This window comes from Thiohalophilus sp. (assembly GCF_034522235.1).
Lineage (GTDB): Bacteria > Pseudomonadota > Gammaproteobacteria > UBA6429 > Thiohalophilaceae > Thiohalophilus.
Map to the genome: position 1 here is coordinate 885,325 of NZ_JAXHLN010000003.1, position 26,749 is coordinate 912,073.

Consider the following 26,749-nt stretch of genomic DNA (forward strand, 5'->3'; position numbering starts at 1 on the left):
CGGCATTACTTTGTTCGTTGTCGAAACAGAACGATAAGTTAGTTATCATTTTTATCTCTGCGACTCCGCGCCTCTGCGACCTCCGCGTTAACTCCCACCGAATTATCAATTTTCCGTCGGCTCGGCATGGTAGGGCTCTTCGCGGACGCGGTCGTGGATGTGCATGCGGTAGTCGACGAATTTGTGTCTGTCGTGAAAGTGCATGAAGGGATTACCCCTGACCTGTTCTTCCATGGTCGCGGTGGTCTTATCCGCGTAGTTGTGGCCGGGCAGGGTGACGGTGTTGCCGGGCAGTTTGGCCAGCTTGTTCAGGGTGTCGTACATCTGCTCCGGATCGCCGCCGCTTAAATCACACCTTCCGCAACCCCAGACAAACATGGTGTCGCCGGTGATCAGCTGATCGTGAATGTGATAACAGGCCGAGCCGGGTGTGTGGCCGGGGGTGTGCAGGATCTGGATCTCGGTGTCGCCCACCTTGATGGTATCGCCGCCGTGATGCAGGGTCGGCAGTGCCAGGTGCTGGCCCCAGAACTCGGCTTCGGGTTTGAGCAGGTGCAGTTGGGCATCGTATTTCTGCAGCACCTGTTCGATGCCGTTGATATGATCGTGATGGCTGTGAGTGAGCAGAATGTCGCTGATGCTGATGCCGTGCTGCTCGGCCAGCGCCAGGATCTCCGGCACTTCCCAGGCCGGGTCCACCACGGCGGCGTGCCCGCTGGCGTGATCGGTGATTACATAAATGAAATTCTCCATCGGCCCCAGTTCCAGCGCGTCGATACTGTACTGCTCATTGTTCACAATCCGGGTCATGGGCTGTCTCCTCTTCCATTCATCAGCCCCATCATAGGCCAATCACCTCGCCGGATAAAACCCGTTTACCACAGAGGACATTTATGCCCGTTGTTTGGGTACAAAGGTCACAGAGGTTTGAATAAGTTGATTCTCCGTGTCCTCCGCGTCCTCCGTGGTAAAATCATGCTGACAAGGGTTCGGATCCGGGCCGGGAAAGGGTAAACTGTCGGGCCGTTTGATTGATGGAGCAGGGCATGGAACCGGAGTTCTGGCACGAGCGTTGGGAGAATAACCTGATCGGGTTTCATACCGATGAGGTCAATCCCCATTTGCGCGACCACTGGGGCAGCCTGGCGGTGAAACCGGGCAGCCGCGTGCTGGTGCCGTTGTGCGGCAAGAGTCTGGATCTCATCTGGCTGGCCGATCAGGGTTACGAGGTAATCGGCGTGGAAGTCAGCCCGATTGCGGTGAAGGATTTTTTTGCCGAGAACCACCTGCGGGCGACCCGAACCGAAAACCCGCGCTGCGATATCTGGCGGGGCGAATCGATCTCCCTGTTGTGTGGCGATCTGTTTGCCCTGACCGCACAGGATCTGGGGGCGATCGACGCGGTCTATGACCGGGCCTCGCTCATTGCTCTGCCGCCGGAGCTGCGTCGCCGTTATGTCGAGACGCTCGATACCCTGGTGGCAGCGACGGCCCCGCATCTGCTCATTACCCTGGATTATGATCCCGCCAGGATGGACGGGCCGCCTTTCGCCGTGAGCGAGGCGGAGATTCAGGCCCTGTACAGCGACCGCTATCAGATCGATTGCCTGCAAGCGGATGACGCGCTGGCACAGAACGAGCGCTTTCGCAAACGGGGGCTGGACTGGCTTCGGGAGGCGGTATACCGGCTGACCCGGCCCTGAATCGGGTAAAAATCACTAAACTTGTCGGCACCGGTGACCGATAAGCTCTCCACCGACCTGAAAAGCAAACAAGAACAAGCAGGGAATCTCGCACCATGAAACCGAGCGTGACAGGCATAGTGTTGTCATTGGGCCTCTTGTGGGCAACAGGGCCCGCCCAGGCTGCCGAGTATTATCTCTACCAGCTGCCCGACGGCTCGCGCACCATTACCGATCGGCCCAAATTCGATGACGACCACAAACTGGTGCGCAAGAGCAGCAATCCGGTGGGCTTGGGGCGTTACGCTGCCGGCCACAGCAGCTTTAATACCGCGCCAGCGGCCAACTACCTGCGTTTCGAAAACCTCATCTACAAGGTGGCCACGCGTCACAAGATCGATGCGGCCCTGATCAAGGCGGTGATCCACACCGAATCCTTTTTCAATCCCAACGCTACCTCCCACAAGGGCGCTTCCGGCCTGATGCAACTGATGCCGGCTACCGCAGAGCGTTACGGTGTCACCGACCTTTATAGTCCGATACAAAATATTGAAGGCGGTACCCGCTATCTACGGGATCTGATGCAGCGCTATCCCGAACGTATCAAGCTGGTACTGGCGGCGTATAACGCCGGCGAAGAAGCCGTGGACCATTATCAGGGTATCCCGCCTTACCCCGAAACCCGCAAATACGTCCAGAAAGTCCTGCAAAAACGCGCGTTTTACAATGATTGGCCCTAGATAACAGGGACGAGGTACGAGTAACGAGTGACGAGGAAAAGCGGGGCAAAGACCCTGCTTTTTTATGTCCGGTAATACCGGCGAAAACCGGAGCCCAGGTTGATATAATTAATTTAAAGAACTTTGTATTTCTCTGCGTCTTTGTTGCGCGATGTACAGGGATGTACAAGTGTCGCGGGAGGCAGGTGCCCTGACCAATCGGAGATTGGTAGGGTACTCATAATGAAGCCCGAAGGGGTTCTATGAGACCGGCCGGGAGCGGCCCTCTGCGTTGAGATCGTTTGTCGAGTTTAGGCGGGTTGCTGTATGGCTATTTTGCACGTCGATATGGATGCGTTTTACGCCTCGGTGGAGGTGCGCGAGAATCCGGCGCTGGCGGACAAGCCGGTGATCGTCGGCGGCGCGGCCGAGGGGCGCGGGGTGGTGGCGGCGGCCAGTTATGCAGCGCGCAAGTTCGGGGTGCACAGTGCTATGCCGATGGCCCGGGCCTTGCGGTTGTGTCCGGATGCGGTGCAACTGCCGCCGCGTCTCGCTTTATACAGCGAGATATCGCAGCAGATCCGGGCCATTTTTGCCCGCTATACTCCTGAGATTGAACCCCTGTCGCTGGATGAGGCGTTTCTTGATGTTACCGCCAGTGAAACCCTGTTCGGTTCGCCCGTGACCATTGCCCGGCGGATCAAACAGGCGATTCGCGACGAGTTGTCGCTGGTCGCCTCGGTGGGGATTGCGCCCAACAAATTTCTGGCCAAGATCGCCTCGGACCTCGACAAGCCTGACGGCCTGGTCGAGGTGCCGGCGGACAGGATTCAGGCCTTTCTGGATCCCTTGCCGGTGACCCGTCTGTGGGGTGTGGGCAAGGTGACCGGCGGCGAGTTTGATCGCCTCGGGATCAAGACCATTGCCCAGGTGCGCGGGTTGAGCCGGGAATTTTTGCAGCGTGAGTTCGGCAAGTTCGGCGCCCACCTGTGGGAACTGGCTCATGGCCGGGATCCTCGCCCGGTGGTCAGCGATCACCAGGCCAAATCGATTTCCATGGAAAACACCTTTGCCGCGGATGTCGGTGACAAAACGGTATTGCGAGCCTGGCTGATGGATATGGGGGAGCAGGTCGCCTACCGTCTGCGTCGCCAGGATTTTTACGGGCGCACCGTGCAGATCAAGCTGCGCTTTGCCGATTTTAAAACCGTGACCCGTGCGCATACGCTTGATGTGGCTACCCGCTCCACACGCGAGATCTGCCTGGCGGCGCTGAGATTACTGGATGAGGCCTTGTCTACAACCATAGCGCCGGTGCGGCTGCTCGGCGTCGGTGTCACCGGTCTGTGCGACGAGCCGCCGGTGCAGCAGGGCGATCTGTTTGCCGGCGGGGAGACGGCCCCGGACAAACAACGGGAACTCGACGAACTGGCCGATGCCATCAACAACCGTTTCGGCAAGCAGCAGTTGCGTCGGGGCGGCGGAATTACAAGTCGTTAGAGCGGGTGGTCGTCAGGTCGTAAGCTTAGGAATATCGGGGACCGGGCGATGAGCAGTGGGCAATAAACAGTAGGCAGTAGGCAGTAGGCAGTAGGCAGTAAGCAGACGCGAGATGATTAGTGGCCAGATACAGAATTCGTCTGTTTGACGTGTCAAACTAGCCGTTTACGCTTTGGACGCCCTCACGCCCTCACGCCCTCACGCCCTCACGCCCTCACGCCCTCACGCCCTCACGCCCTCACGCCCTCACGCTTCCTGGGTTACAATACGTTAAAGTAGCGCCACATATTTAAGGAGTACTCATGGCCGATCTCGCCGCCAATCAATCCGGACCCGGTGTGGTCTATCTGTCGGATTACACCCCGCCAGCCTATCTGATCGATCAAGTTGATCTTCATTTTGATCTGGATGCGTCGACCACCCAGGTACGTGCCAGCCTGAAGGTCCGGCGTAATCCGCAAAGCAGCCAGGCGAACCCACCGCTGGAGCTGGACGGGAATCAGCTGGAACTGCTGAGTCTGCGCCTGGAAGGCGAGCCCCTGGATGAGTCACAGTACGAACTCACCGAAGACAAGCTGATCATTGCTCCAACCGGTTCACCGATACCCGAAGCGTTTGAACTGATCGTCGAGACCCGCATCAACCCGGCTGCCAACACCGCGCTGGAAGGGTTGTATGACTCGGGCAGTATACTTTGCACCCAGTGCGAGGCGCAGGGTTTTCGCCGCATTACCTATTTCCCCGATCGCCCCGATGTGATGTCGCGCTATACCGTTACCCTGGTCGGCGACAAGACCAAATACCCGGTGCTGCTTTCCAACGGCAATCGGGTGGAAGCCGGCGAAACCGATGACGGTCGCCACTGGGCCCGCTGGGAGGACCCCAGTCTCAAACCCAGTTACCTGTTTGCGCTGGTGGCCGGGCAACTGGTTTGTCAGGAGGATGCTTATACCACCATGAGTGGCCGCGAGGTGGTGCTGCGCCTCTACGTGGAAGAAGAAAACCGTCACAAATGCGATCACGCCATGACCTCGCTCAAACAGGCGATGCGCTGGGACGAGGAGACCTATGGCCGTGAATATGATCTGGATATCTACATGATCGTGGCGGTCAACGACTTCAACATGGGTGCCATGGAGAACAAGGGCCTGAATATCTTCAATTCCTCCTGCGTGCTGGCCAGTCCTGAAACCGCCACCGATCACGACTTTTACAATATCCAGAGTATCGTCGCCCACGAATATTTTCATAACTGGTCGGGCAATCGCGTCACCTGTCGTGACTGGTTCCAGTTGAGTCTCAAGGAAGGTTTTACCGTGTTCCGCGATCAGGAGTTCTCCGCCGATCTCAATTCGCGCGCGGTCAAACGCATCGACGATGTCAACATCCTGCGCACCCATCAGTTCGCCCAGGACGCCGGCCCCATGGCCCACCCGGTGCGCCCGGACCGTTACATGGAGATCAGCAACTTCTACACGGTCACCGTCTACAACAAGGGCGCGGAAGTCGTACGCATGATCATGAATCTGGTCGGCCGCGAGGGCTTTCGCAAGGGGACCGATCTTTACTTCGCCCGACACGACGGTCAGGCTGTCACGATCGAGGATTTCGTCAGTGCGATGGAAGAGGCTAACCATCTCGATCTGGGTCAGTTTATGCGCTGGTATAACCAGGCGGGTACACCGGTACTCAAGGTCGACGAGGAATACGATGAACAGGCGCAGACTTGCACCCTGCATATCGAGCAAAGCTGTCCGCCCACGCCGGGCCAGCCGGACAAGGTACCGTTTCATATTCCCCTGGCGGTCGGCCTGCTGGATCGCCAGGGCGACGATCTGGTGCTACAGCTGGAGGGAGAGAGCGCCCCGGCCGAAGCCCGCACGCAGGTGTTGTCACTCACTGAGGCCCGCCAGAGTTTTACTTTTACCGGGATATCGCACAAACCGGTTGTCTCGTTGGGCCGCGGCTTTTCGGCACCGATCAAGATCAAGAACGGTTATGATGATGAACAGCTGGCATTTTTGTTCGCCCACGATAGCGATGAATTCAATCGCTGGGATGCCGGTCAGCAACTGGCAATGAACATCCTGCTGCGGCTGATCGAGCAGTTCCAGCAGAAAAAACCGCTGATGCTGGACGACGCCTTTATTCGCGCGTTCCGCAAGACCCTGCTTAACCCCGAACTCGACAAGGCCCTGATCGCCCAGGCCCTGAGCCTGCCTTCGGAAGGCTATATCGCCGATCAATGCGAGGTCGTGGATGTCGAGGCGATCTTCGAAGTGCGTCACTTCATGCGCCAGACCCTGGCCTTCGAACTCAAGGACGAATGGCTGCGGATCTACCAGGCCAACAGCAGCGACAAAGCCTATGCGTTCAACGCCGACGAAATGGCGCGTCGTACCCTGCGCAATCTCTGCCTGAGTTACCTGCTGGAAACCGAGGAGCAGGCCATGTTCGAGCTGGCCATGGAACAGTACAGCCGGGCCAACAACATGACCGACACCCTGGCAGCGCTGTCGATGCTGACCAACTTTGCGATCCCTGAACGCCATCAGGTGTTGGAAGACTTCTATCAAAAATGGCAACAGGATCAGCAGGTGGTGGAAAAATGGCTCGCCATCCAGGCCGGCTCGCGCCTGCCACGCACCCTGCAGCACGTCAGGCAGTTGATGGAACACGAAGCGTTCAGTATCAAAAACCCCAACAAGGTGCGAGCGCTTATCGGCCGCTTCTGCGCCGGCAATCCCATCAACTTCCATGCCGCCGACGGCAGCGGTTACCGGTTCCTCGGGGATCAGGTGCTGGAACTCGACAGTCTCAATCCCCAGATCGCCGCCCGGCTGGTGCAAAGCCTCAGCCGCTGGAAGCGCTACGATGAAAAACGCCAGGGACTGATGAAGCAGCAACTGGAGCGCATTCTGGACAAGGAAGGGTTATCCAAAGACGTCTACGAGGTGGCCTCCAAGAGCCTTAATGCTTGAAGTTGTAACAGGTTGTGACTACACAAAAGCTACTGGAAAAAAGGAGAAGACGATGAGCCTCAAGCAAGCTTATGAACAGAAACTGAAAGCCCAGCTGGATGAATGGAAAACCGAAATCGACAAGCTCAAAGCCCGGGCGGACAAAGCCGAGGCTGATGTGCAGCTGGAATACTACAAGCAAATAGAAACATTAAGAGAAAAACAGGAAGCCGCACACGATAAACTTCGTGAGCTGGAAAACGCCGGTGAAGATGCCTGGGAAGATCTCAAGGCGGGTATTGAAAGCGCCTGGGATGATCTGCGTGATTCAATCAAATCAGCGACTTCACGCTTCAAATAATTATTCAGCATGCAAATCTGGGTCGATGCCGACGCCTGTCCGGCGGTAATCAAGGAAATTCTGTTTCGCGCCGCGCAGCGCACGCAAACGCTGACCACGCTGGTGGCGAACCAGTACGTCAAGGCGCCCAAATCCCGCTATATCAAATCCCTGCGGGTCGAGCACGGGTTTGACGTGGCGGACAACGAGATTGTCCGGCGCGTCGAACCGGGCGATCTGGTCATCACCAGTGACATCCCGCTGGCGGCGGAGGTGATCGAAAAAGGGGCCCAGGCGCTGAGTTTTCGCGGCGAATTATTTACTCTCGAGAACATCCGTTCGCGGCTGAACATGCGCGATTTCATGGACACGCTGCGCGCCAGCGGGGTGGATACCGGCGGACAGGCGGCGATGAGCCAGACCGAACGCCAGACATTTGCCAATCATCTGGACAGGATCCTCACCCACAACCAACCCCACGTCTGAACCGCCATGTTGAAACTGCTGCACACCATCGAGCAACACGATCCCGACGCCCTGATCCGGACCCTGAAACGGGAGCTGGAATCGGGGGTGGGGGCGAACCTGCCGCTGGATCAGGGCACCGGGGAAGGCGGTTACAGCGATGCGAGCGATCTGCAAGTGACCGTGCTGGGTATCGACCAGGATGATCAGGTGCTGCATGCCCGCATCGGGGTCTTTTTTACCGAGATCATCGCCAACTGCAGTTGCGGGGACGAGCCGGTACACAAACCGGCCTATTGCCGGATGCAGTTGAGTATCGATCGGATCACCGGTGCGACCACGGCGACTGTGCTGGCGGATTGAGCCTGTATGCTGCGCATTTCAAAGAATGTGGTGATTCTCGACAGCGAGATCGAGATGCAGGCAATCCGTGCCCAGGGCTCGGGCGGGCAGAACGTGAACAAGGTCGCCTCGGCCATTCATCTGCGCTTCGATATCAATGCCTCATCCCTGCCCGAGTTTTACAAACAGCGTTTGCTGACGCTCGCCGATCAGCGCATCTCCTCGGACGGCGTGATCGTGATCAAGGCGCAACGTTACCGCAGCCAGGAGAAAAACCGCGAAGAGGCCCTGGAGCGATTGGTCGAGCTGATTCGCTCGGTGCTGGTGACGCATAAAAAGCGCAAGCCGACCCGGCCGACCCGCGCGTCGGTCAAGCGTCGCCTGGAAATCAAACAAAAGCGCAGTAAAATCAAGCGTAATCGCGGCAAGGTTCGTCCCGACGAGTAGCTTGTGTCGGTTGTACCCGGATCGACAGATTCCTATACTGCGTTCTGGTTTTTGAATCACGGAAGCTGTGGCGCCTATGGCAAATAAACCGCTCGTCGCCGATAACAAACCCGCCAAAGTTAACCTTTCCACCGATCAGGAATACTATTTTTGCGTCTGCGGTCGCTCGCAAAACCAGCCGTTTTGCGACGGCTCGCATGCCGGCACCGGTTTTGAACCGCTGGCCTTTACGCCGCAAAAAGAGGGCGAAGCCTTTTTATGCAACTGCAAACACAGCGGCAATCTGCCCTATTGCGACGGCAGCCATAACCGGTTTGGCGAGAGCATGATCGGCAAGGAAGGTCCCGGTACGGATAGTGGCAGCGATGATGACAAGCAGGGAGATGATAAAAAGGCGAAACAGCCTGATCCGAATGCCACCGAAGAGGAGCCGACTCTCGAGCTGATTCATCAGCTGGCGAAAGACGGCCTGGAGACGCTGGGCAGACATGGGCCGGTAGCGGCGATGGGCGTACCGCGGCACAGGCTGCCGGGCTGGGATGATATCCAGATTATGGTGGCACAGTTGCATGACAAGCCACTGGACGATGATGCGAAGGTTGATACCGAACTGGTGATCGGCCCGCAAAGTCAAAAACCCCTGTGCCTGAAAACGCCGTTACTGGTCTCCGACATGAGTTTCGGTTCCCTGTCAGAGGAGGCACGACTGGCGCTGGCCAAAGGAGCCGAGCAGGTCGGCACCGGGATCTGTTCCGGCGAGGGCGGCATGCTGCCCGAGGAGCAACAGGCCAACAGCCGATACCTGTTCGAACTGGGCAGTGCCGGTTTCGGTTATGACGAAACAATCCCCGAGAAAGTACAGGCGTTTCACTTCAAGGGCGGGCAGGCGGCCAAGACCGGTACCGGCGGGCACCTGCCCGGCGCCAAGGTCAGCAAGAAGATCGCCGCGGTGCGCGGGATTCCCGAAGGCGAGTCGGCCTATTCGCCGCCGACCTTTGCCGATCTGCGCGAACCGGCCGACTTCAAACGCTTTGCCGATCGGGTGCGCGCGATCAGCGGCGGGATTCCCGTCGGGTTCAAACTGAGCGCCAATCATATTGAACGGGATATCGAGTTCGCCCTGCAGGCCGGTGCCGATTATGTGATCCTCGACGGGCGCGGCGGCGGCACCGGCGCGTCACCGTTGTTGTTTCGCGATCACATCAGCGTGCCGACCATTGCGGCGCTGGCCCGGGCGCGGCGTTATCTCGATCAACAGGGCGTCAGTGGCAAGGTGACCCTGATCATCACTGGCGGGTTACGTACCCCGGCCGACTTTATCAAGGCGCTGGCACTGGGGGCCGATGGCATCGCTCTGGCCAACAGCGCCATCCAGGCGATCGGTTGCGTGGCGGCGCGTATCTGTCATACCAACCAGTGTCCTTCGGGCGTGGCCACCCAGGATCCCGAGCTGCGCAAGCGACTGGACGTGGACGACGGCGCCCATCGGCTGGCGCGCTTTCTGCAATCGTCCACGCGCCTGATGCAGGTGATGGCGCGGGCCTGCGGGCATGCGCGGCTTGATCAGTTCAAACAAAAAGATCTGGCGACCTTCGATTACGAAATGGCGCGGCTGTCGGGTATCGTTTATGCCGGTATGGCCGGTCAGCCATGACACCGTGCGATAAACAAGCTGAGCAATGATTGATGTGAGTCAGTCTCAAACCAACAGCCTGTCCGCTTTTATACCGGCCCGGGGGTTGGGCAATCCCCATCTGCAGACTCTGTTGCCCCGGTTTATCAATCGCCGTCCGCTGGAGGTAACCTGGCAGGCGTTGCCGCTGCCCGACGGCGACTTCGTCGACCTTGCCTGGCGTACTCAGCCGGCTTCATCCACGGCGACGCCGATCGTGGCGGTATTCCACGGCCTGGAAGGGTCGCTCGGTTCGTCCTATGCGCGCGACATACTGCGCGCCATCGAACAGCGCGGCTGGCACGGGGTGCTGATGCACTTTCGCGGCTGTTCCGGGCGGCTCAATCGCCTGCCGCGCTCCTATCACAGCGGTGAGACCGGCGATGCGCGTTATTTTCTCAGCTGGTTGCGCGAGCAGTATCCCCATGCCCCGCTGGCGGCCGTGGGCTATTCGCTGGGCGGCAACATGCTGCTCAAGCTGCAGGCCGAGTGGGGCAACGTATCGCCGCTGCGCGCGGCGGTGTCGGTGTCGGCTCCACTGAAACTGGACATCTGCGCCGATCGCATCAACCAGGGATTTTCGAAAGTGTACGAACGGCACCTGGTCAAAAGCCTGGTGGCCAAGGTGCTGGCCAAGTTTGCCGATCACGATTACGAACAACTGATTGGATTGACGCTGCAACAGATCGAAAGAGCGCGAACCTTTCGGCAATTCGATAACCGGTTTACCGCACCGATCCACGGCTTTGCCGATGCCGATGACTATTACCGGCAATCGAGTGCTTTCGGCTATCTTGGCTATATTCAGCAGCCGGCATTGATCATCCAGGCGTTCGATGATCCTTTCATGACCCCGGCGATCCTGCCCGATCCGCAACAACTGCCCGACAACGTGCAGCTGGCGGTGAGTCAGCGGGGCGGGCATGTGGGGTTTGTTGGCGGTTCGTTGCTGCGGCCGCGCTACTGGTTAACGGAGGCGGTTCCCGGTTATCTGGCCCGGTTTCTCTGATTGGGGTGATGAACTGGCGATAGCATGCGTGACATCTGATGTTTATAAAAGCGTTACCACGAAGACACAAAGACACGAAGAAAAAAATGAATATACTTCGAGACTTCGAGACTTCGTGTCTTCGTGGTAAAAAAAGGTCACGCTGCCGAGGGCCTGCGTGACATCCGTCAGATTCGGGAAGTCGGGCAGCGCATCCGCGCAACCTGACCTGCACCGCTGACCACCGAACGCACCGAAGAAGTTATGGAAGGATCTTTCAGTGAATTCAATGTTTCGGTGGTTATTCTCGCCAGGGCGGGTGTGGCATCAGGCGGGGGAGGCGATGTTGCTTTTGCCGATGGCGCCGGTTTTCAGTTCGGCGGCGAAATCGAGCATGCGCTGGACCGAGATATTGGCCTGGCGAGCGATTTGTGGATCCACATGGACCTCGTTGGTCCCCTGTTCGAGCGAGTCGGCCAGGTTCTGCAGGCCGTTCATGGCCATCCACGGGCAGTGGGCGCAACTGCCGCAAGAGGCGCCGATGCCGCCGGTGGGCGCTTCGATCAGTTTTTTCCCGGGCGCGGCTTCGTGCATTTTGTAGAAGATGCCCCTGTCGGTGGCGACGATGAAAGTCTCATTGGGCAGATCGTGCACCGCGTTGATCAACGCGGTGGTGGAGCCGACTACGTCGGCCTGCTCGATCACGTCGGCCGGGGATTCGGGATGCACCAGCACCGCCGCCTCGGGATGTTTCTCGCGCAGCTTGCGCAGCTCGGCGGCCTTGAACTCGTCGTGCACGATGCAGGCCCCCTGCCACAGGATCATGTCAGCGCCGGTGACCTTCTGCACGTAATCGCCCAGATAGCGATCCGGCGCCCAGATGATCTTCTCGCCCTTATCGTGCAGGTATTGCACGACTTTGGTGGCGATGCTGGAGGTGACCACCCAGTCGGCGCGCGCCTTCACCTCGGCGGAGGTGTTGGCGTAGACCACCACGGTGCGATCGGGGTATTCATCGCAGAAGGCGCTGAACCGGTCCGCCGGGCAACTGAGATCCAGCGAGCACTCGGCCTGCAGGGTCGGCATCAGCACCCGTTTTTCGGGGTTGAGGATCTTGGCGGTCTCGCCCATGAAGCGGACCCCGGCGACCACGATGGTGCCGGCCGTGTGGTCATGGCCGAAGCGGGCCATCTCCAGTGAATCGGAGACGCAGCCGCCTGTCTCGTCGGCCAGCTGCTGCAGATCGTCGTCGGTGTAGTAGTGGGCCACCAGCACCGCATCCTTTTCCTTGAGCAGCCGTTTGATGCGCGTCATCAGGGCCTGGCGCTCGTCCTCACTCAGCGGTTTGGCCGGCGGGGTCAGCAGGGCCTGCTGGCGAATGGGTTCGATATCGATGCTTGGAGCCTGGGCGGAATTCATCATCTTCACCAAGAGGTTAACGCGTTTTGTGACCGGTTTCCTGCTATAGCTTACCCACAGGGGTCATTCTGGGGGTATATAGCCGATGGGGGAGAACCCGGCCATTTGACTGTTAACTTTCTATATAAGGCTCGTATGCGGCTGACACAAGGCGACTGTCTCATATCGGTCAGAAAATAACCAGTTCACATGGAATATTAAAGTATTTTACTAGAAATATCTTGTAACAGACTGATATTTTTGTAATATACAGGAAAGAGGCAGCAAGGAACGGTGCATGAATAACCTGAAAATAATTGAGAAGATTTGCAAGTGCCTGCGCTTGTCCGAATCCGCCAATCCCAATGAGGCCGCCGCGGCCCTGCGTCAGGCCCATCGGCTGATGCGCAAGCACCGGATCAGCGAAGATCAGATTCTGGCCGCCGGGGTGGCCGAGTCGGTGATCGATTCGGGAATGCGCTACAACCCGCCGTTCTGGGCAGTGGCGTTGTCGAACCTGATCTGCGAGGCGTTCGATTGCCGGGTGCTGGTCTCACGCCGTTACGGCCGCTCGCCGGAATTTCGTTTCATCGGTCTCGAACAGGCCCCGCAGGTGGCCGGCTATTGCTTCAGCGTGCTTTACCGCCAGCTGGAGCGGGCTCGAGAGCAGTTCGTGGCAGAGCTGGATATCGAGCCACGGGCCGAGTGCGAGCGCCGGGGCGAGGTCTTTGTGCAGGCCTGGCTGATCCGGGTGGCCCGCACCGTTGCCGAGTTCAGCAGCGAACCGGCGACCCGCGAGGCGGTGGACGCCTATATCCGCGAGCAATACGGCGATACCGGCGAGCAGTGGTATCAGGACTCGTTGCAGACCGCAAACGAGGATTATGAGACGATTCTCAGCGGCATGCGGGCGGGGGACGCGGTGACCCTGTTTCGCTCCATCGCCACCCGGATGCGCCCCGGCCTGCCGTCGCTGAAGCAGTCGGCCTGATCCCGGCCCCGATTACTTGAAAGCGGGGACGTAATCTCTCATTTTTGGTATGCTGTTTTCCCGGTCTGTGTGGGGCAGGCATGACCAATGTCGACCTTTATTACCTATAAACTCGATGGTGTCGTTCGCAAGATTCCGTGCAAGTCGGTGCTGACGCTCGGGCGAGACATGAACAGCGACGTGGTGTTGCCGGATCTGCACGCCTCGCGCAATCACGCCATGATTCGCTGCATCGGCAGCGGCGATTATTATCTGATCGACGGTGGCAGCTCCAACGGCAGTTTTGTCAATCGCCAGCGGGTGGCCATGCCCAGGCTGCTGAAAAACGGCGATCGGATTACCATTGGCCGGTTCGAAATGCTGTTTGAACAAAGTAAAAAAGAGACCGGCGAATTCAACACGCTCTCCCTGCAAGACACCGTCATCTCCGACAGTCCGGACATCAAGCAGATCACCGTGCTGGTGGCCGATATCCGGGGCTTTACCTCGCTCTCCGAACAGGTCGACATCCGTACCCTGACCAAGCTGATGAACCGCTGGTTTCATAATGTGAGTAACGCGATCTTCGACAATGCCGGCACGGTGGACAAGTTTATCGGTGATTGCGTATTTGCCCGCTGGGAATCGGATGAGGATCAAAGCAAGACCTTAAAGCAGGCCCTGAGTGCCGCGTTACTGATCAACGGAATCACCCGGGAACTGAACAATATCTTCAGTGAACTACCGGAGCCGGTCAAAATTGGCGTCGGCATCAACACCGGGGCTGCCTCAATGGGGATCGGTCATGACAATACGGCATTGGGTGACGCCGTGAATATCGCTTTTCGCCTGGAAAGTGCCACCAAGATCCTCGGTTCAGACATGGTGTTGAGTGAAACCGCTTACCGGCATTTGCCTGAATCGTTCCTCGAGGGCAAGACCCACCATTTACGTATCAAGGGTAAACGCGATCCCGTGCGGATCTGCAGCCTGGAGTTCAATGACGTCAAGCAGATCCTTGAGAAGATGAATTGAGTTCTAAGTTCTAAGTTCTAAGTTCTAAGTTCTAAGTTCTGAGTACTAAGTACTTAGTACTCAGAACTCAGAACTGGGTTTTCAGGTGCGCATGAATTTGCGCACATCGAGAATCATCTCTTCCATTTCCAGCTTGATACGGTTGATGATCCGGGCCGCTTCGTTCGCCTCTTCCAGATGGTCGTCGTCGAAGTTACTGGAGGATAAAGTGCGTTGTCCGGCGGCGATGATCGCTGCTTCGTCATCAGGAATGAACTGCGCCAGATAGACATAACTTTGCGCCAGGCTGTTGCAGATATCCTGCTCATCCCCTTCCAGCTCCCACAACAACAGCTGAATCGCGCTTTTTATCTCGTCCCGATCGCAGGGCAGCAGCGACAGCGGATGGCCGTAATTGGTGCCGTCCAGTTGTGCCAGAACCTTGCCGTAGGCATTGACGATCTGCTGGGCGTCTTTGAGTTGTTGTTCGTAATCGTGATGCATGGGCGATTGGTGTAGTCCGTTTGATTCCGGTCCTTTAGTCAGTATATGCCGGTTTTGTGAGCAGGTCGAACCTGTGGCATGGCGTGAGGCGCCTGTTTTGCGTATTATAGAAGATACAAACAAAGCCTGCGCAAATATGCAAATTGATACGCTGACAAGTCTGTTAACACAAGATAATGAACTCCTGATAGTCTGGGGCATCGCTGTGGCGCTGTTACTGGCGGGGTTGTTTCTCATCTGGCCGACGCTGTGCAGCGGACTCCGTGATCGACGCCTGCAAAAAAAGATTCGCGCCGTGGGGGCGGATGTATTGCATCAGGTGGTGATCTCCGACGGGCTCGATGGCGCCATGTATCTGGAAAACCTGTTGCTGACCCCGGACGGTTTGCTGGTGTTGCCGGTGCATCGCTATCAGGGTGTGGTGTTTGCCGCCGACGGTATCGACAACTGGACCCAGGTCCTGGGCAACCGTACCTACAAGTTCCCGAACCCGCTACCTCAACTGCAAAGCGAAGTTCTGGCGGTAAAAAATTATGCAACACAGACGCCGGTTGAGGGGCGAGTGGTCTTTATCCCGGGCGTGGGATTTCCCAAGGGCCGGCCGGATAAACTGCTCTCGATGGATGAACTGGACACTTTGGCAGAGCAGAACCGGACTCGTGAGGTTCCGCCCGCCTACTGGCAGAGCTGGGAGTCATTAAAGCGTCAGGTTATGACGCCGGAAGTGTCCCGGTTGCGGGAGGAGTACGCCGTTGAGAAAGACCCGGCGTTTAATGCCCGCGCACTGGCGGGGACGCTCATGCTGTTGCTGGCGGTTGTCTGGGTGGGCGCGTACTATCTGTTGAGCTGAAAAGGGCTTGGGCTCACCGCGATACGGGTGGAGTCGCGTGGGATGGTCGGTAAGGGGTGGTCGGCTCCTCAGGGCGAAACGATCGCTTTCCACTCGTCCAGCAGATTCTCAAAACGTTCACGCAGACCGGCTTGCATATTGTTTTCATGTTTCTGTCCGTTTTGTTCTTTTTCTTCGTCGTGATTTTTCTCATCCCGATTGTTGATCGGGGCGACAGAAGCTTTGGCAGTGGTACTTTTACCGGGTTCAGACTGGGCGATCAGGTGCTCGTTAAGCAGTTCCGGATGTAAGAAGATGTAGACGCTGCCGCTGCCCAGGGCCAGCAACAGGGTGGCAACCAGGGCAAAGGTATGGCGTTTCTTGCGCTGCTGTTGCTGACTGGCCTGTTGTTCGGCAAGCCGGGCATGCACGGCCTGGGTATTGACCGGCTTGAAGACCGGCTTCTCCGCCTCCTCAATTTCAAAGGAGGGGAGTTCGTTTTTGGACGCATTGCCCCGCGAGTGGCGCTGATTGGCCTGTTCCGCCTCGATCTGTTCCGGGGTGACGGAGGGCTCCTTGAAGATGAATATATCCTCTTCCCCTTCGAGGATGACTCGCCCGTCCTCGCGTTTGATGGTGGCCCGGGTGATGGACAGCCCCTCGCCCCGTTGCCGATCTTCTTCATTCTGGCGCTGTTGCTCCGCCTGCTCCAGTTTCGCCTTGATCTCTTCGGCCATCCGCCGGGCGTGTTCCTGGCGCTGCATTTTGGCGTTATGAATCGCTTGTTGACGTCGCGCTTCGCGCTCGCGTTCCTGTTTTTGGACGGCGTTATCTTTGGCGCGAGCTACGCGGGCCTGTTGCTCGGCTTGTGTTTTAGCATGGGCCTCGGCTTCACGACGGGCCTGTTGTTCGGCTTCCTCTTTGGCACGAGCCCGGGCCTCGCGTTGCGCCTGTAAGTCAGCGTCTTGTTTGGCCTCGGCCTGGCGTTGGGCTTCTTGCTGGGCACGGCTGGCGTGTTCCATCACTTGCTGGCGGGTTTGCTCCATCTCCTGGCGCAGTTGTTCGGCCTCTTCCAGCGCCTTGCGCCGGATCTCTTCGGCTTCCTGTTCGGCGATGCGGGTGGTTTTCTCGGCCAGTTCCATGGCCCGGGCGCGGGCCTGTTCCAGCAGGCTGACCTGTTTCTGCCGTTCCGCTTGTTCGACTTTGGCCGCGCGCTGATTGACGGCCTGGCGGGCGCTTTCCAGTTCGGTGCGCAGTCGTTCGGCCTCGCTCTGGGCCTGTTGCCGGATGCTTTCGGCCTCCTTGCGCGCCTGTTCGATGGCTGCCTGGCGCTGGGCCTCTTTTTCCTGTTCTGCCTGACTGGATTGCTGTTCGAAGCGGCGGCGAGTCGCCTCCATTTCCTGTTTGAGTTGCTCGGCCTCTGCGCGCGCCTTGCGCCGGATCGCTTCGGCCTCCTTTTCGGCCTGCTGGCGGGAGCGTTCCGCGGCCTGGCTTGCTTCGGCGGCAATCTGCCTGGCGCGTTTCAGGGATTCATCCAGTGCCTGCTGTTTCTCTTCATTGGCCTGTTTGGCAGCCTGGATTTTACGCAATTCAGTTTCGGCCTGACGACGGGCCTGCTCGGCTTTTTCACGCGCGGCCTGTTCGGCCTGTTTGCCCTGTTGCTCGGTCAGGCGCTGGATCGCCTGTTCGGCCTGGTTTTTGGCCTGCTCGGCGCTGGCGGTTTGTTGGGCCAGTTGTTCCGCTTCCTGGCGGGCGGTGTCGGCTTCCTGGCTGATTTTGCGTGCCCGATCTTCGGCGGCCTGACGGGTTTTTTCCGCAGCAGCGGTCCGTTTACTGGCGGGGGCGGCAGTGACCGCGGCGCCCGACGCGTCGTTGCCGCCGGTCAGCTGGAAACTGGCGGCCTGCAGCCCGCCATCGAGTATGCCGCACTGAAAACCGTGCTGGGTGAGCAGGAAGGCGGCCGCGGCGCTCTGGGTCCCGTCGGCACTGGCCAGGATATATTCGCGTTCGGGATTCAGGCCCTCGAGTTTCAGACGCAGCATCGACAGGGGAATGTTGATCGAGCCGTTTACGTGTTGATGATTGAATTCTTCGTGGGTGCGCACATCGATCAGCAGGGCGCCGCTGTCGAGTTTGGCGGCGGTGTCGTTTTCGGAAAAGCGGGTGATCAACGGCTCTGCGAGATAGGTGAGAAAGTCCGCTTTTTTCAGCCGCATCAGGACGCCGTCTTCCTGCATGGTGACGTTGGCGTTGCGTCGGCCATGGGTGATCAGGGCCTCTTCGCCAAAACCGTCGCCTTCGTGCAGTGTGGCCAGCGGAATCTCGCCGGCCTTGGGCGCGGGGCGCCGGGATACGGCGCAACTGCCGCTTTGCACAATGTAGTAATAGTCGTCCTTGTCACCCTGGCGCAGGATCACCTCGCCTTTTTGTGCCGGCAGCTCTTCCATGCGCATCAGGATGGCCTGAATATTCTCGGTCGGCAGTTTGAGGAAAGCCCGGGATTGGAGGAAGCGCAGCATCCAGTCGGTCGTGTCGTCGCCCGAGATCTCGGTGACCTCGAACTCATAGGCATCCAGCGGGGTGTCGTTGAGAATGATTTCAAGCAGTGCCGAATCGATACTGACGACGGTGATCGGCCCTTTGGCCCGGGCAGTGCCGGTATGCGGCTGGTGGTTGTCCAGCGGCTTGCGGGCCTCGGCATTCTTGGATTTGATGAGGCGGGCTTTTTTGTCGCCGTTGTGGCGGAGTTCGACCTGCCCGTGGATCAGATAAAGCGTGCGGTTGTCTTTCTCGCCTTCGCGGAACAGCACCCGGCCGGCCGGCAGATCCTCAACGGTCGCCTTGCTGACCAGCTCGCCGAGTTTGTCATGGGCGAGATTGCCCAGCGGTTCCAGGCCCTTGAGGAGGGTTTTATCGAGTTTGGTTTTGCTGGCCATAGCTGTGTCATTTCTTTCCGGGTGGCGGATTTGCCCCCGTGCTAACGGCCTGTTTGGGCGCAACATAAGGGGTGTATAAAATTTAGACCAATATGGCGCTGTATGTTGTGATAGTCCTCACAAAGGGGTTATTTATGACCCCGCCAGCCCGTTCAAAAACCGCGATGAAAACCGAGCCGAAAGCCGTCGCGATTGCCGCCCAGCCAGCTGACACTCAGATAACCTGTCTCATCGACCCGGTATGACAGGCCGGCGGCGTAATAGCGCTGTTCCTTCTCGTCGAAGGTGAGCAGCTGGTCGGTATCACCGCCGACCCGTTGTTCGCCGCTGGTGCGGGAGGCACCGCCTATTGCGTGCAGATCCAGGCGTTCGGAGAGCGGTAGTGTCACGCCGAGTTGCGCGTAGGTGTCGTGCCAGACCAGGCTGACGTCCGTACTATCTGTATGGCCTTCGGTATACTGATAGCGATAACCGCTGCTCAATTCCAGCTTCAGTCGGCTTGTATCCAGCACCAGTAACGCCAGCTCGATCCCGGCATAATACCCGGTTGTGACCCGTGCCGCGGCCAGCGTATTGTCCGGCTGACTGAGATCCAGATAGCCGGCATGCAGACGGCCGCGCAGTCGCGGCGCCAGCGTCTCCTGAAGTTGGACGCCCAGAATGGCGCTCTTGCTGGTCAGGGTTTCGCCGCTATATTGCCAGCGGGTTTCGTTATGTTCGATCTGCAATGACAATTCGAGTTCGCCCGGTGGATAAGCGGCCGAGGCGGGGCCGCTGAATGCGATCAATAATAACCCTCGCAGAGGGTGGAGGGGACGCCGTACAGCGGCTAAAAAGTTCGACATGAATTGGCTCTACTCGTCAAAGTGGAGCACTGGATAATTGCGACAATATGCGGCATAGTCAATAGCAGGCTTGGCAGGGTGATTTTTCTGCAGCCTGCTATATTATTTGGATTCCTGATACCATTATTGAATCTTAAGGCAACGGGTGCATGATGCGCGAACAGGAACAAAAAACAGAAAAAACGCCTCCAGGTAAAGAACTCTCGGTGACTGAGCGCAAGAAGCGGGCCTGGGGGATTGATGAACAGGACGAGGGCGCACGGCGTATCGGAATTAAGGCGGGCAAGCGTCAACAGGACGGCGGTCATCCTTTCGGTACCGTGACCGCCCTGGATCGCTGGTTTATTCTGAAGATTCTGGAGGTGGCGGCCCACCCGCCGATCAATGTCGCCCTGTGGGATGGCAAACTGCTCAACAGCGTGGAACAGCCGGTGGCGACGCTACGGTTTCACGATCGGCTGGCCATCTGGAAACTGGCGCTCAATCCCGAACTGCATTTTGGCGATCTCTACAGTGCCGGACGTATCAGTCTTGAAGGGGATCCGGTCCGTTTTCTCGAAGAGGTCTATTCGGGACTCAAGCAAAACGGTCAACAGGGCTGGTTCCGCCGCCTGTTGAAATGGCTCGGGCATCGGCGTATTGCCAACTCGCTGGCCCGGGCGCGGGACAACATCTATCACCATTACGATCTCAGCAACGATTTCTATCAGCTGTGGCTCGACAAAGTCGCCATGCAGTACACCTGCGCCTATTTCCCCGATCCGCAGATGTCACTGGAGGAGTCGCAGACCGCCAAGTTGCACCACGTTTGCCGCAAGCTGCAACTCAAGCCGGGGGATACGGTGGCGGAAGCCGGCTGTGGCTGGGGCGGGCTGGCCCGCTTTATGGCCAGGCATTACGGTGTGACCGTCAAGGCGTATAACATCTCCCGCGAGCAGCTGCGCTTTGCCCGTGAACAGGCCCAAAAACAGGGGCTGGCCGATCAGGTAGAGTATATCGAAGACGATTATCGCAACATCCGCGGCGACTTTGATGTGTTCGTCTCGGTGGGCATGCTGGAGCATGTCGGCACCCCGGACTATACGGCGTTGGGGGATGTGATTGATCGTTGTCTCAAGCCGGACGGGCGAGGACTGATTCATACCATCGGCCGCAATGTGGCCGGGCCGATGAATCCGTGGATCGAGCGGCGCATTTTTCCGGGTGCCTATCCGCCCTCGTTACGCGAGATGATGGGCATCTTTGAACCGCACCGCTTCTCGGTTCAGGATGTGGAAAATCTGCGCCTGCATTATGCCCAAACCCTGCGGCACTGGCTGGACCGGTTCGAGGAGAATGTCGAGACGGTGCGGGAGATGTTTGACGAGGAATTCGTCCGCGCCTGGCGCCTCTATCTGTGCGGCTCCATCGCTGCCTTTACCAGTGGTGAATTGCAGCTGTTCCAGGTGGTGTTCAACCGGGCGGCACATAACGATCTGCCCTGGTCGCGGGCTTATCTGTATCAACAGGACAGCGGGGTGGCGAGGCAATAATGACGGATGTGGATATCCTGATCGTCGGCGGCGGACCCGCCGGCTCTTCCCTGGCCTGGGCGTTGCACGATAGCGGGCTGCGGATTGCCGTGATGGACAAACGTGAATTCCCGCGCGACAAGGTTTGCGCCGGCTGGGTCACCCCGGCGGTGATGAATGCGCTGGCGATCGATCTGGATGACTATCGCCAGGGGGGACGAACCCTGCAACCGATCAGCGGTTTTCGGGTCAGCCAGCTGGGTCAGCAACAGGTCGAGACCCATTATCGGGACGGACCGGTCAGTTACGGCATTCGTCGGCGCGAATTCGATGAATACCTGTTACAGCGCAGCGGTGCGCAGCTGATTCTCGGCAGCGCTTTCAAATCCATGGCGCGCGATGGGGACGGCTGGTTGATCAACGGAGATATCCGGGCGTCGCTGGTGATCGGTGCCGGCGGCCATTTTTGTCCCGTGGCCCGGCGCATCGGCGCCAAACTGGGCAGCAGCGAGCAGGCGGTGACTGCCCAGGAGATCGAATTTGAAATGACCGCCGAACAAAAAGCCGGCTGTCACGCCGAGCGGGAAGTCCCGGAACTGTTTTTTACCCCGGACCTGAAAGGCTATGGCTGGATCTTCCGCAAGGGGGATTATCTGAATGTCGGTCTCGGCCGGGAAGACAATCATCGCCTGTCGGAACATGTGCAGGCGTTTTGCGATTTCCTGCGTGAGTCAGGCCGGCTCGATTTTGATATTACCGACAAGTTTCAGGGGCACGCCTATCTGTTGTATCCCCATGCCCTGCGCCAGGTCGTGGACGAAGGGGTGCTGCTGATCGGGGATGCGGCCGGTCTGGCTTATCCGCAAAGCGGGGAGGGTATCCGCCCGGCCATCGAATCGGCACTGCTGGCAGCCCGGGTGATTCGCGAAGCCGCCGGCGACTACGCCCGTGAAAAACTGCAGCCCTATCAACGGATACTGGAAGAACGTTTCGGCGAACGCCAGCCGGCGCCGTCACTGCTCGAACGGTTACCGCAGGGCGTCAAACAGCGGCTGGCCAGCAAGCTGATGCAAACCCACTGGTTTACCCGCAAGGTGGTCATCGATCGCTGGTTCCTGCAATCCCACCAGCTGCCTCTGCAACAGTTCATGCCGGTATCCCGGAACCCGTAAGATTTTTTACTACAGAGGATTTACGCCCTCCGGGTACGCTGAGGGCATAAATCCTCTGTGGTGCGATCTTATTTAAGCTTCGCCAGCCAGCGCTGATCGAACTTGTCGATGATCTTCTGCATGACGTCCGGATCCATGAAGTGATCGGCGGCGGTCTCCTTGAGCGGCCGGGGCGAGGCCGGTTTGTGGTGGCCGATATTCTCCAGTCGCTGGCGTAATAACGGCGTGCTGTTCCGGGTGTCGGAAGGCGTCTCGAGGGCCTCTTTAATCCAGGCCTGCATGTCTTCGCGGGTCAGGCCGCGACGTAATACCCGGGTCATGCTGGTATAGGGGAGATATTCCGGGGTGCCGCCGCGCCGGGCCAGCTGGGTGACCTTGGGCCAGAACCGGGTGTTCAAAAAGGCTTCGGTGACGATGAGCTGCGAGAACAGGCTGGCGATTTCCTCGTCATTGGCGATATCCAGCGCATAACGATCGGCTTCCAGTTCATTCTGGCGGGCGGCGTAAAAGGTCGCAGCGGCGTAAAATGGCGCATAAAGGGCGAAAACAAACTGCAGGGGCAGGGCCAGCGGCGGCTTTTGCTGTTTGAACGCCCGTTGATACTGGCACCAGGTCTGGCGCAGACCGGCGAGCCAGCCGATGTGCAGATTATGAATCCCGGAGAGTTGACCGATACGCCGCGCCAGCAGGGATTTGAAATGGCCCGGCGGCAGGGTAAGCAGGGCGTCGAGCCCGATCACCAGGGTGTTGTGATACAGCAGCGGCAGTCCGAAGCGCGGCGTGCGAACCACCTCGACGCCGAATCCCTCGCGCAGGATAATCTGATCGAGAACGGGGTATTTGAACTCCTGACGGAGTTGTTCGATCTGTTGCGTGAGCTTCGGCGCGTTCTGCCGGTTGATCGCCAGCCCCTGAGGCCGGGCAAAGCGGTTACGAAATAACGGGATACTAAAGACGATGGCGAGCAGCGCGATAAGCAGGTTAATGCCGCTCCCTAACCACTCTTGCCACAGGCTGGCAGCACGTACCTGTTGTGGCAGCTCGCGCAATAACACCAGGGCAATCAGCGGAAACAGCAACAGCAACAGATAACCGGCCAGCGCCACCAGAGTCACCAGAGCGCGATATCCCACCGGCTGGCGCGTTGCCAGGGGTTCAAGCAGGCGCTGCAGGCTGAAACGATTGACCGGTATCGTGAAGCGGTTCAGCAGGCGGGAGACGGCGTTAGCCATGATCTTGTCGGTGTCCTGTTCTTGTGTTTCCTGGGCTTCTATCGGGTGTAGCCGGTCCGTGGCGTGAGCCAAGCTAGTAGATACGGGGCTAAACATAGCGAATTTGTCGGGAGGTGTAATGATGCGTATCACATTTTCAGCAGCCGTTCTGGCGTTGGCCGGAGCGTTGTTGCTGGCCGGCTGCGGCGAGCCGGATGATGCGAGCCGGATTGCACAGTTGATCGAGACGATGAAAGCGGGGATCGAAGATCAGCGCACCGGCCCGGTACTGGCGCCGCTGGCCGAGAACTTTCGCACCGATGAGGATTTGCGGCGCCGGGAGGTACGCGGGCTGCTGTTCTATCATTTTCGCCGTTATCCGACTATTTCGATCGTGACCTCTGATCGGACTATTCGGATCGACGGGGATCGGGCCGATGTGACCCTGAACGCCCTGTTGCTCGGCGGCAAGAATCTGCTACCGGAACGGGGCCGGCGTTATACAGTGAGCATGCGTTGGCAAAAGTCGGGTGGCGACTGGCAGCTGGCGCGGATCAAATGGCAGCAGCCGGAGTGAGGGGGAACTTATTCCTTTTCCTGCGGGGCGTGCGGGGCGCGATTATTGGCGTTGATGGTGTGGGTGTAGATCGAAAAGCATCCTTGTCGACGATCGGCAAAATATTTTTCCAGGGTGTAATGGATGGTGCGAAACGCCAGTTGCTGCCAGGGGATCTCCGCTTCACTGAATAACCGCACTTCCAGGCTTTCATCGCCGGCACAAAAGTCCAGATCCAGCAGGCGGGCCCGGTACAGGACATAGACCTGGTTGACGTGCGGCAGACTGATCAGTGTGTAGATGTCATCGATTGCCACGTTGGCGCAGGCTTCTTCTTCGGATTCGCGCAGGGCGGCCTGTTCCATGGTTTCGCCCAGTTCCATAAAACCGGCCGGCAGGGTCCAGGTGCCGTAGCGCGGTTCGATGGCACGTTTGCATAACAGGACCTTGTCTTCCCATACCGGCAGGGTACCGGCAACGATGTTGGGATTGCGGTAATGGATTGTCTGGCATTGATCACAGACATAGCGGGGCCGGTTATCGCCTTCGGGTACCCGACTGGTCACCGGATTCCCGCATTCACTGCAATACTTCATGACGGAACTTATTTCTTTTGACCCTGGGGTACGAAGCCGCTGGGCAGTCCGCCATAATCGCCTTCATCGAACAGAAAACCGATCATGTGTTTTTCGATCAATTCAAGGCTGCCGGGATCGGCGGTGCTCAGGCGGTTTTCGTTCATGATCGTGGTCAGACGTTCCAGCCATTGACTCCAGCCTTCGGCGGACACATTCTCGAGAATGCGTTCTCCGATTTCCCCGGGGTAGGGTGCTTCTTCCAGGGCGGGTGCCTCGCGTTTGAGAACCTGACAGAAAACCATGCGTGCCATGTGATTACTCCGGGAATCTTGGTGTTCCGTGTCTGGTCTGGACACGGTTGTGTGATAAAATCTTTAATACAGGACTCAATTATTATCTGCAATTCACAGCGGCCCTGCAAGGTCCGCCCGTACAGGAGGTCAATAGCATGAGTCAGGCAATGTCTTTTCAACCGGTTATACGGGAACAGGATATCCACATCAGCGGCAAGGCCGGCGCTCAATTGAATGCCATTTTGCAAAATACCGAGGATGGTGTGGAAGGCATTCGCATCTTCGTCAGCGGCGGGGGTTGCGGTGGTATGACCTATGGCATGACCTATGCCGAGAATATCGACGCGCGTGACAAGGTGCTCGAAGGTGACGGCTACAAGGTGGTGGTGGACGCCATCGCCCTGAGTTATCTCAAGGGCAGTGACATCGACTATGTCGAAGAAGGTCTGAATGCGTCGTTTGTCTTTAATAACGTCTTCCAGAGCGTCGGTGGCAGCGGTGCCTGTGGTGCCTGTGGTGCCAGCGGCGGCGGTTGCGGGTAAACCGGCCGACCCGTTGTGGCGGCCACGCCCCGCATTCTGATCATCGCCCCCCACGGCAGCTACCGTACCGCGCCATTTATTGAGGCCGCCCACCAGCTGGGCGTGCCGGTGCTGATCGCCTCCGATGAGGGGCGGCACTCGCTGGTCAGTGAGTACGCACGCGGTCTGCACCTTGATCCGCGTGATGTCGAGCGTGCCTTGCCACTGATTTGCGAGGAGGCCGAACGCCGGGGGCCGTTCAGCGCCGTGATCGGCACCGATGACGGGACGGTTGAGCTGGCGGCCGCGGCCGCGCGAACCTTTGATTTACCCCACAATCCTCCCGAAGCGCTGCGGCTGTCCCGGCGCAAGGATCTGGCCCGCGAGCGTTTGCAGCAGGCCGGTATCCCCAAACCGGCACACCGGGTGATCGATTTGCGTGAATCGCTGGCGGATCAGGCGACCCGCGTCGACTATCCGGCGGTGGTCAAGCCGCTGGCGCTCTCGGCCAGTCGCGGGGTCATCCGGGTGGATAATGCCGCCCGGTTTGTGCAGGCCTGCGAGCGGGTTGAACGCATGCTGGCCTGTGAACCGCACCTTGATGCCTATTTGCGTCAGCACCTGCTGGTCGAACAATTTGTTCCCGGCGAGGAAGTCGCGGTCGAGGGAATGTTATACCACGGCCGGTTACAAATTCTGGCGCTGTTCGACAAACCGGAGCCGTTGAACGGCCCGTTTTTCGAAGAGACCTATTATATAACCCCGGGACGCATCGACTCGGCGCAACAGGATCGGCTGTGCGAGGTGATCCAGGCGACCTGTGAGGCCTACGGCTTGCGCGAAGGCCCGATCCATGCCGAGTGCCGGGTGAATGGCCCGGACGTTTGGGTGCTGGAGGTGGCGGCGCGCACCATCGGCGGCATGTGCGGGCGCCTGCTGCAGTTCGGCACGGGCCTGACTCTGGAGCAACTGGTGCTGCAACATGCCATGAACCGGCCGGCGGCGACTGCCCCGCTGTCCGGTGGCGCCGGAGTGCTGATGATCCCGATCCCGCGCGGCGGGGTTTTCAAACGGGTCGAGGGCCTGTTACGGGCCCAGCGCGTGCCCTACATTGAAGAGATCAGTATCCAGATCCGCGAGGGCTATGAGGTCGTGCCCTTGCCCGAAGGCGCCAGTTATCTCGGTTTTATTTTTGCCCGGGCGCCGGATGCGGACCGGGCCGAACAGGCCTTGCGTGACGCGCATGCCTGTCTGGAAATTGTCATCGATCCATTGATCCAGGTGCATGTCGCCTGA

26 protein-coding genes are annotated in these 26,749 nt (G+C 58.6%); 18 read left to right on the forward strand and 8 right to left on the reverse strand.

Annotation, left to right across the window (positions count from 1 at the left end):
* Positions 1-105: 105 nt before the first annotated feature.
* Positions 106-810 (reverse strand): MBL fold metallo-hydrolase, encoded by a 705-nt coding sequence (locus tag U5J94_RS07335; RefSeq protein WP_322564988.1) that lies wholly within the window; start codon positions 808-810, stop codon positions 106-108.
* Between the two features lie 236 nt (positions 811-1,046).
* Here U5J94_RS07335 and U5J94_RS07340 point away from each other — a divergent pair, with 236 nt between their 5' ends.
* The 10 genes from U5J94_RS07340 (at position 1,047) to U5J94_RS07385 (ending at position 11,136) form a co-directional block, all read left to right on the forward strand.
* The gene (locus U5J94_RS07340; RefSeq protein ID WP_322564989.1) at positions 1,047-1,703 is read left to right on the forward strand and encodes a thiopurine S-methyltransferase; all 657 of its coding nucleotides are present in this window, start codon (positions 1,047-1,049) and stop codon (positions 1,701-1,703) included.
* Positions 1,704-1,825: 122 nt separating this feature from the next.
* Entirely contained in the window at positions 1,826-2,422 is a 597-nt protein-coding gene (locus tag U5J94_RS07345; protein WP_322564990.1) for a lytic transglycosylase domain-containing protein, read from the forward strand.
* Positions 2,423-2,728: 306 nt separating this feature from the next.
* Entirely contained in the window at positions 2,729-3,901 is a 1,173-nt protein-coding gene (dinB, locus tag U5J94_RS07350; RefSeq protein WP_322564991.1) for a DNA polymerase IV, read from the forward strand.
* 302 nt (positions 3,902-4,203) lie between these two features.
* Entirely contained in the window at positions 4,204-6,882 is a 2,679-nt protein-coding gene (pepN, locus tag U5J94_RS07355) for an aminopeptidase N (RefSeq protein ID WP_322564992.1), read from the forward strand.
* 52 nt (positions 6,883-6,934) lie between these two features.
* Positions 6,935-7,222, forward strand: a complete 288-nt coding sequence (locus U5J94_RS07360; RefSeq protein ID WP_322564993.1) for a hypothetical protein — start codon at positions 6,935-6,937, stop codon at positions 7,220-7,222.
* Positions 7,223-7,231: 9 nt separating this feature from the next.
* Positions 7,232-7,687 carry a YaiI/YqxD family protein gene (locus tag U5J94_RS07365; protein ID WP_322564994.1) on the forward strand — a complete coding sequence of 152 codons (456 nt, stop codon included), beginning with the start codon at positions 7,232-7,234 and terminating at the stop codon, positions 7,685-7,687.
* Between the two features lie 6 nt (positions 7,688-7,693).
* Entirely contained in the window at positions 7,694-8,029 is a 336-nt protein-coding gene (locus tag U5J94_RS07370; RefSeq protein ID WP_322564995.1) for a hypothetical protein, read from the forward strand.
* Positions 8,030-8,035: 6 nt separating this feature from the next.
* Entirely contained in the window at positions 8,036-8,455 is a 420-nt protein-coding gene (gene arfB / locus U5J94_RS07375) for an alternative ribosome rescue aminoacyl-tRNA hydrolase ArfB (RefSeq protein ID WP_322564996.1), read from the forward strand.
* Positions 8,456-8,531: 76 nt separating this feature from the next.
* The gene (locus tag U5J94_RS07380; RefSeq protein WP_322564997.1) at positions 8,532-10,109 is read left to right on the forward strand and encodes a glutamate synthase-related protein; all 1,578 of its coding nucleotides are present in this window, start codon (positions 8,532-8,534) and stop codon (positions 10,107-10,109) included.
* A 25-nt stretch (positions 10,110-10,134) separates the two neighbouring features.
* Positions 10,135-11,136 carry a hydrolase gene (locus tag U5J94_RS07385; protein WP_416224158.1) on the forward strand — a complete coding sequence of 334 codons (1,002 nt, stop codon included), beginning with the start codon at positions 10,135-10,137 and terminating at the stop codon, positions 11,134-11,136.
* 306 nt (positions 11,137-11,442) lie between these two features.
* Here U5J94_RS07385 and nadA read toward each other — a convergent pair whose 3' ends face one another.
* Entirely contained in the window at positions 11,443-12,534 is a 1,092-nt protein-coding gene (gene nadA / locus U5J94_RS07390; protein WP_416224202.1) for a quinolinate synthase NadA, read from the reverse strand.
* A gap of 277 nt (positions 12,535-12,811) precedes the next feature.
* On the opposite strand from nadA, the gene U5J94_RS07395 reads away from it, so the two are divergent.
* Together U5J94_RS07395 and U5J94_RS07400 are read left to right on the forward strand one after the other, a co-directional pair.
* The gene (locus U5J94_RS07395; RefSeq protein ID WP_322565000.1) at positions 12,812-13,504 is read left to right on the forward strand and encodes a DUF2786 domain-containing protein; all 693 of its coding nucleotides are present in this window, start codon (positions 12,812-12,814) and stop codon (positions 13,502-13,504) included.
* 87 nt (positions 13,505-13,591) lie between these two features.
* A complete protein-coding gene (locus U5J94_RS07400; RefSeq protein ID WP_322565001.1) occupies positions 13,592-14,518 on the forward strand; it encodes an adenylate/guanylate cyclase domain-containing protein in 927 nt (308 codons plus the stop codon).
* Positions 14,519-14,599: 81 nt separating this feature from the next.
* Here U5J94_RS07400 and U5J94_RS07405 read toward each other — a convergent pair whose 3' ends face one another.
* The gene (locus tag U5J94_RS07405; protein ID WP_322565002.1) at positions 14,600-15,001 is read right to left on the reverse strand and encodes a hypothetical protein; all 402 of its coding nucleotides are present in this window, start codon (positions 14,999-15,001) and stop codon (positions 14,600-14,602) included.
* 136 nt (positions 15,002-15,137) lie between these two features.
* Between U5J94_RS07405 and U5J94_RS07410 the strand changes: the two genes are divergently transcribed.
* The gene (locus tag U5J94_RS07410) at positions 15,138-15,851 is read left to right on the forward strand and encodes a nuclease-related domain-containing protein (RefSeq protein WP_322565003.1); all 714 of its coding nucleotides are present in this window, start codon (positions 15,138-15,140) and stop codon (positions 15,849-15,851) included.
* 68 nt (positions 15,852-15,919) lie between these two features.
* Here the strand turns inward: U5J94_RS07410 and U5J94_RS07415 are convergent, their stop codons facing one another.
* Positions 15,920-18,766 (reverse strand): cyclic nucleotide-binding domain-containing protein, encoded by a 2,847-nt coding sequence (locus U5J94_RS07415; protein ID WP_322565004.1) that lies wholly within the window; start codon positions 18,764-18,766, stop codon positions 15,920-15,922.
* Between the two features lie 152 nt (positions 18,767-18,918).
* A complete protein-coding gene (locus tag U5J94_RS07420) occupies positions 18,919-19,554 on the reverse strand; it encodes a hypothetical protein (RefSeq protein ID WP_322565005.1) in 636 nt (211 codons plus the stop codon).
* A 206-nt stretch (positions 19,555-19,760) separates the two neighbouring features.
* Here U5J94_RS07420 and U5J94_RS07425 point away from each other — a divergent pair, with 206 nt between their 5' ends.
* Positions 19,761-21,143, forward strand: a complete 1,383-nt coding sequence (locus U5J94_RS07425) for a cyclopropane-fatty-acyl-phospholipid synthase family protein (protein WP_322565006.1) — start codon at positions 19,761-19,763, stop codon at positions 21,141-21,143.
* The gene (locus U5J94_RS07430; protein WP_322565007.1) at positions 21,143-22,294 is read left to right on the forward strand and encodes an NAD(P)/FAD-dependent oxidoreductase; all 1,152 of its coding nucleotides are present in this window, start codon (positions 21,143-21,145) and stop codon (positions 22,292-22,294) included. Before U5J94_RS07425 ends, U5J94_RS07430 begins: the two co-directional genes overlap by 1 nt.
* Before the next feature lie 68 nt (positions 22,295-22,362).
* On the opposite strand, the gene U5J94_RS07435 is transcribed toward U5J94_RS07430, so the two are convergent.
* Positions 22,363-23,526 carry a hypothetical protein gene (locus tag U5J94_RS07435; RefSeq protein WP_322565008.1) on the reverse strand — a complete coding sequence of 388 codons (1,164 nt, stop codon included), beginning with the start codon at positions 23,524-23,526 and terminating at the stop codon, positions 22,363-22,365.
* A 118-nt stretch (positions 23,527-23,644) separates the two neighbouring features.
* On the opposite strand from U5J94_RS07435, the gene U5J94_RS07440 reads away from it, so the two are divergent.
* Entirely contained in the window at positions 23,645-24,082 is a 438-nt protein-coding gene (locus U5J94_RS07440; protein WP_322565009.1) for a hypothetical protein, read from the forward strand.
* An 8-nt stretch (positions 24,083-24,090) separates the two neighbouring features.
* On the opposite strand, the gene U5J94_RS07445 is transcribed toward U5J94_RS07440, so the two are convergent.
* Both U5J94_RS07445 and U5J94_RS07450 read right to left on the reverse strand, forming a co-directional pair.
* On the reverse strand, positions 24,091-24,657 hold the full coding sequence (locus U5J94_RS07445; protein WP_322565010.1) for an NUDIX hydrolase: 567 nt from the start codon (positions 24,655-24,657) through the stop codon (positions 24,091-24,093).
* A gap of 8 nt (positions 24,658-24,665) precedes the next feature.
* On the reverse strand, positions 24,666-24,950 hold the full coding sequence (locus tag U5J94_RS07450) for an oxidative damage protection protein (RefSeq protein ID WP_322565011.1): 285 nt from the start codon (positions 24,948-24,950) through the stop codon (positions 24,666-24,668).
* A 137-nt stretch (positions 24,951-25,087) separates the two neighbouring features.
* Between U5J94_RS07450 and U5J94_RS07455 the strand changes: the two genes are divergently transcribed.
* Both U5J94_RS07455 and U5J94_RS07460 read left to right on the forward strand, forming a co-directional pair.
* Entirely contained in the window at positions 25,088-25,474 is a 387-nt protein-coding gene (locus tag U5J94_RS07455) for an iron-sulfur cluster assembly accessory protein (protein ID WP_322565012.1), read from the forward strand.
* A 15-nt stretch (positions 25,475-25,489) separates the two neighbouring features.
* The gene (locus tag U5J94_RS07460; RefSeq protein ID WP_322565013.1) at positions 25,490-26,749 is read left to right on the forward strand and encodes an ATP-grasp domain-containing protein; all 1,260 of its coding nucleotides are present in this window, start codon (positions 25,490-25,492) and stop codon (positions 26,747-26,749) included.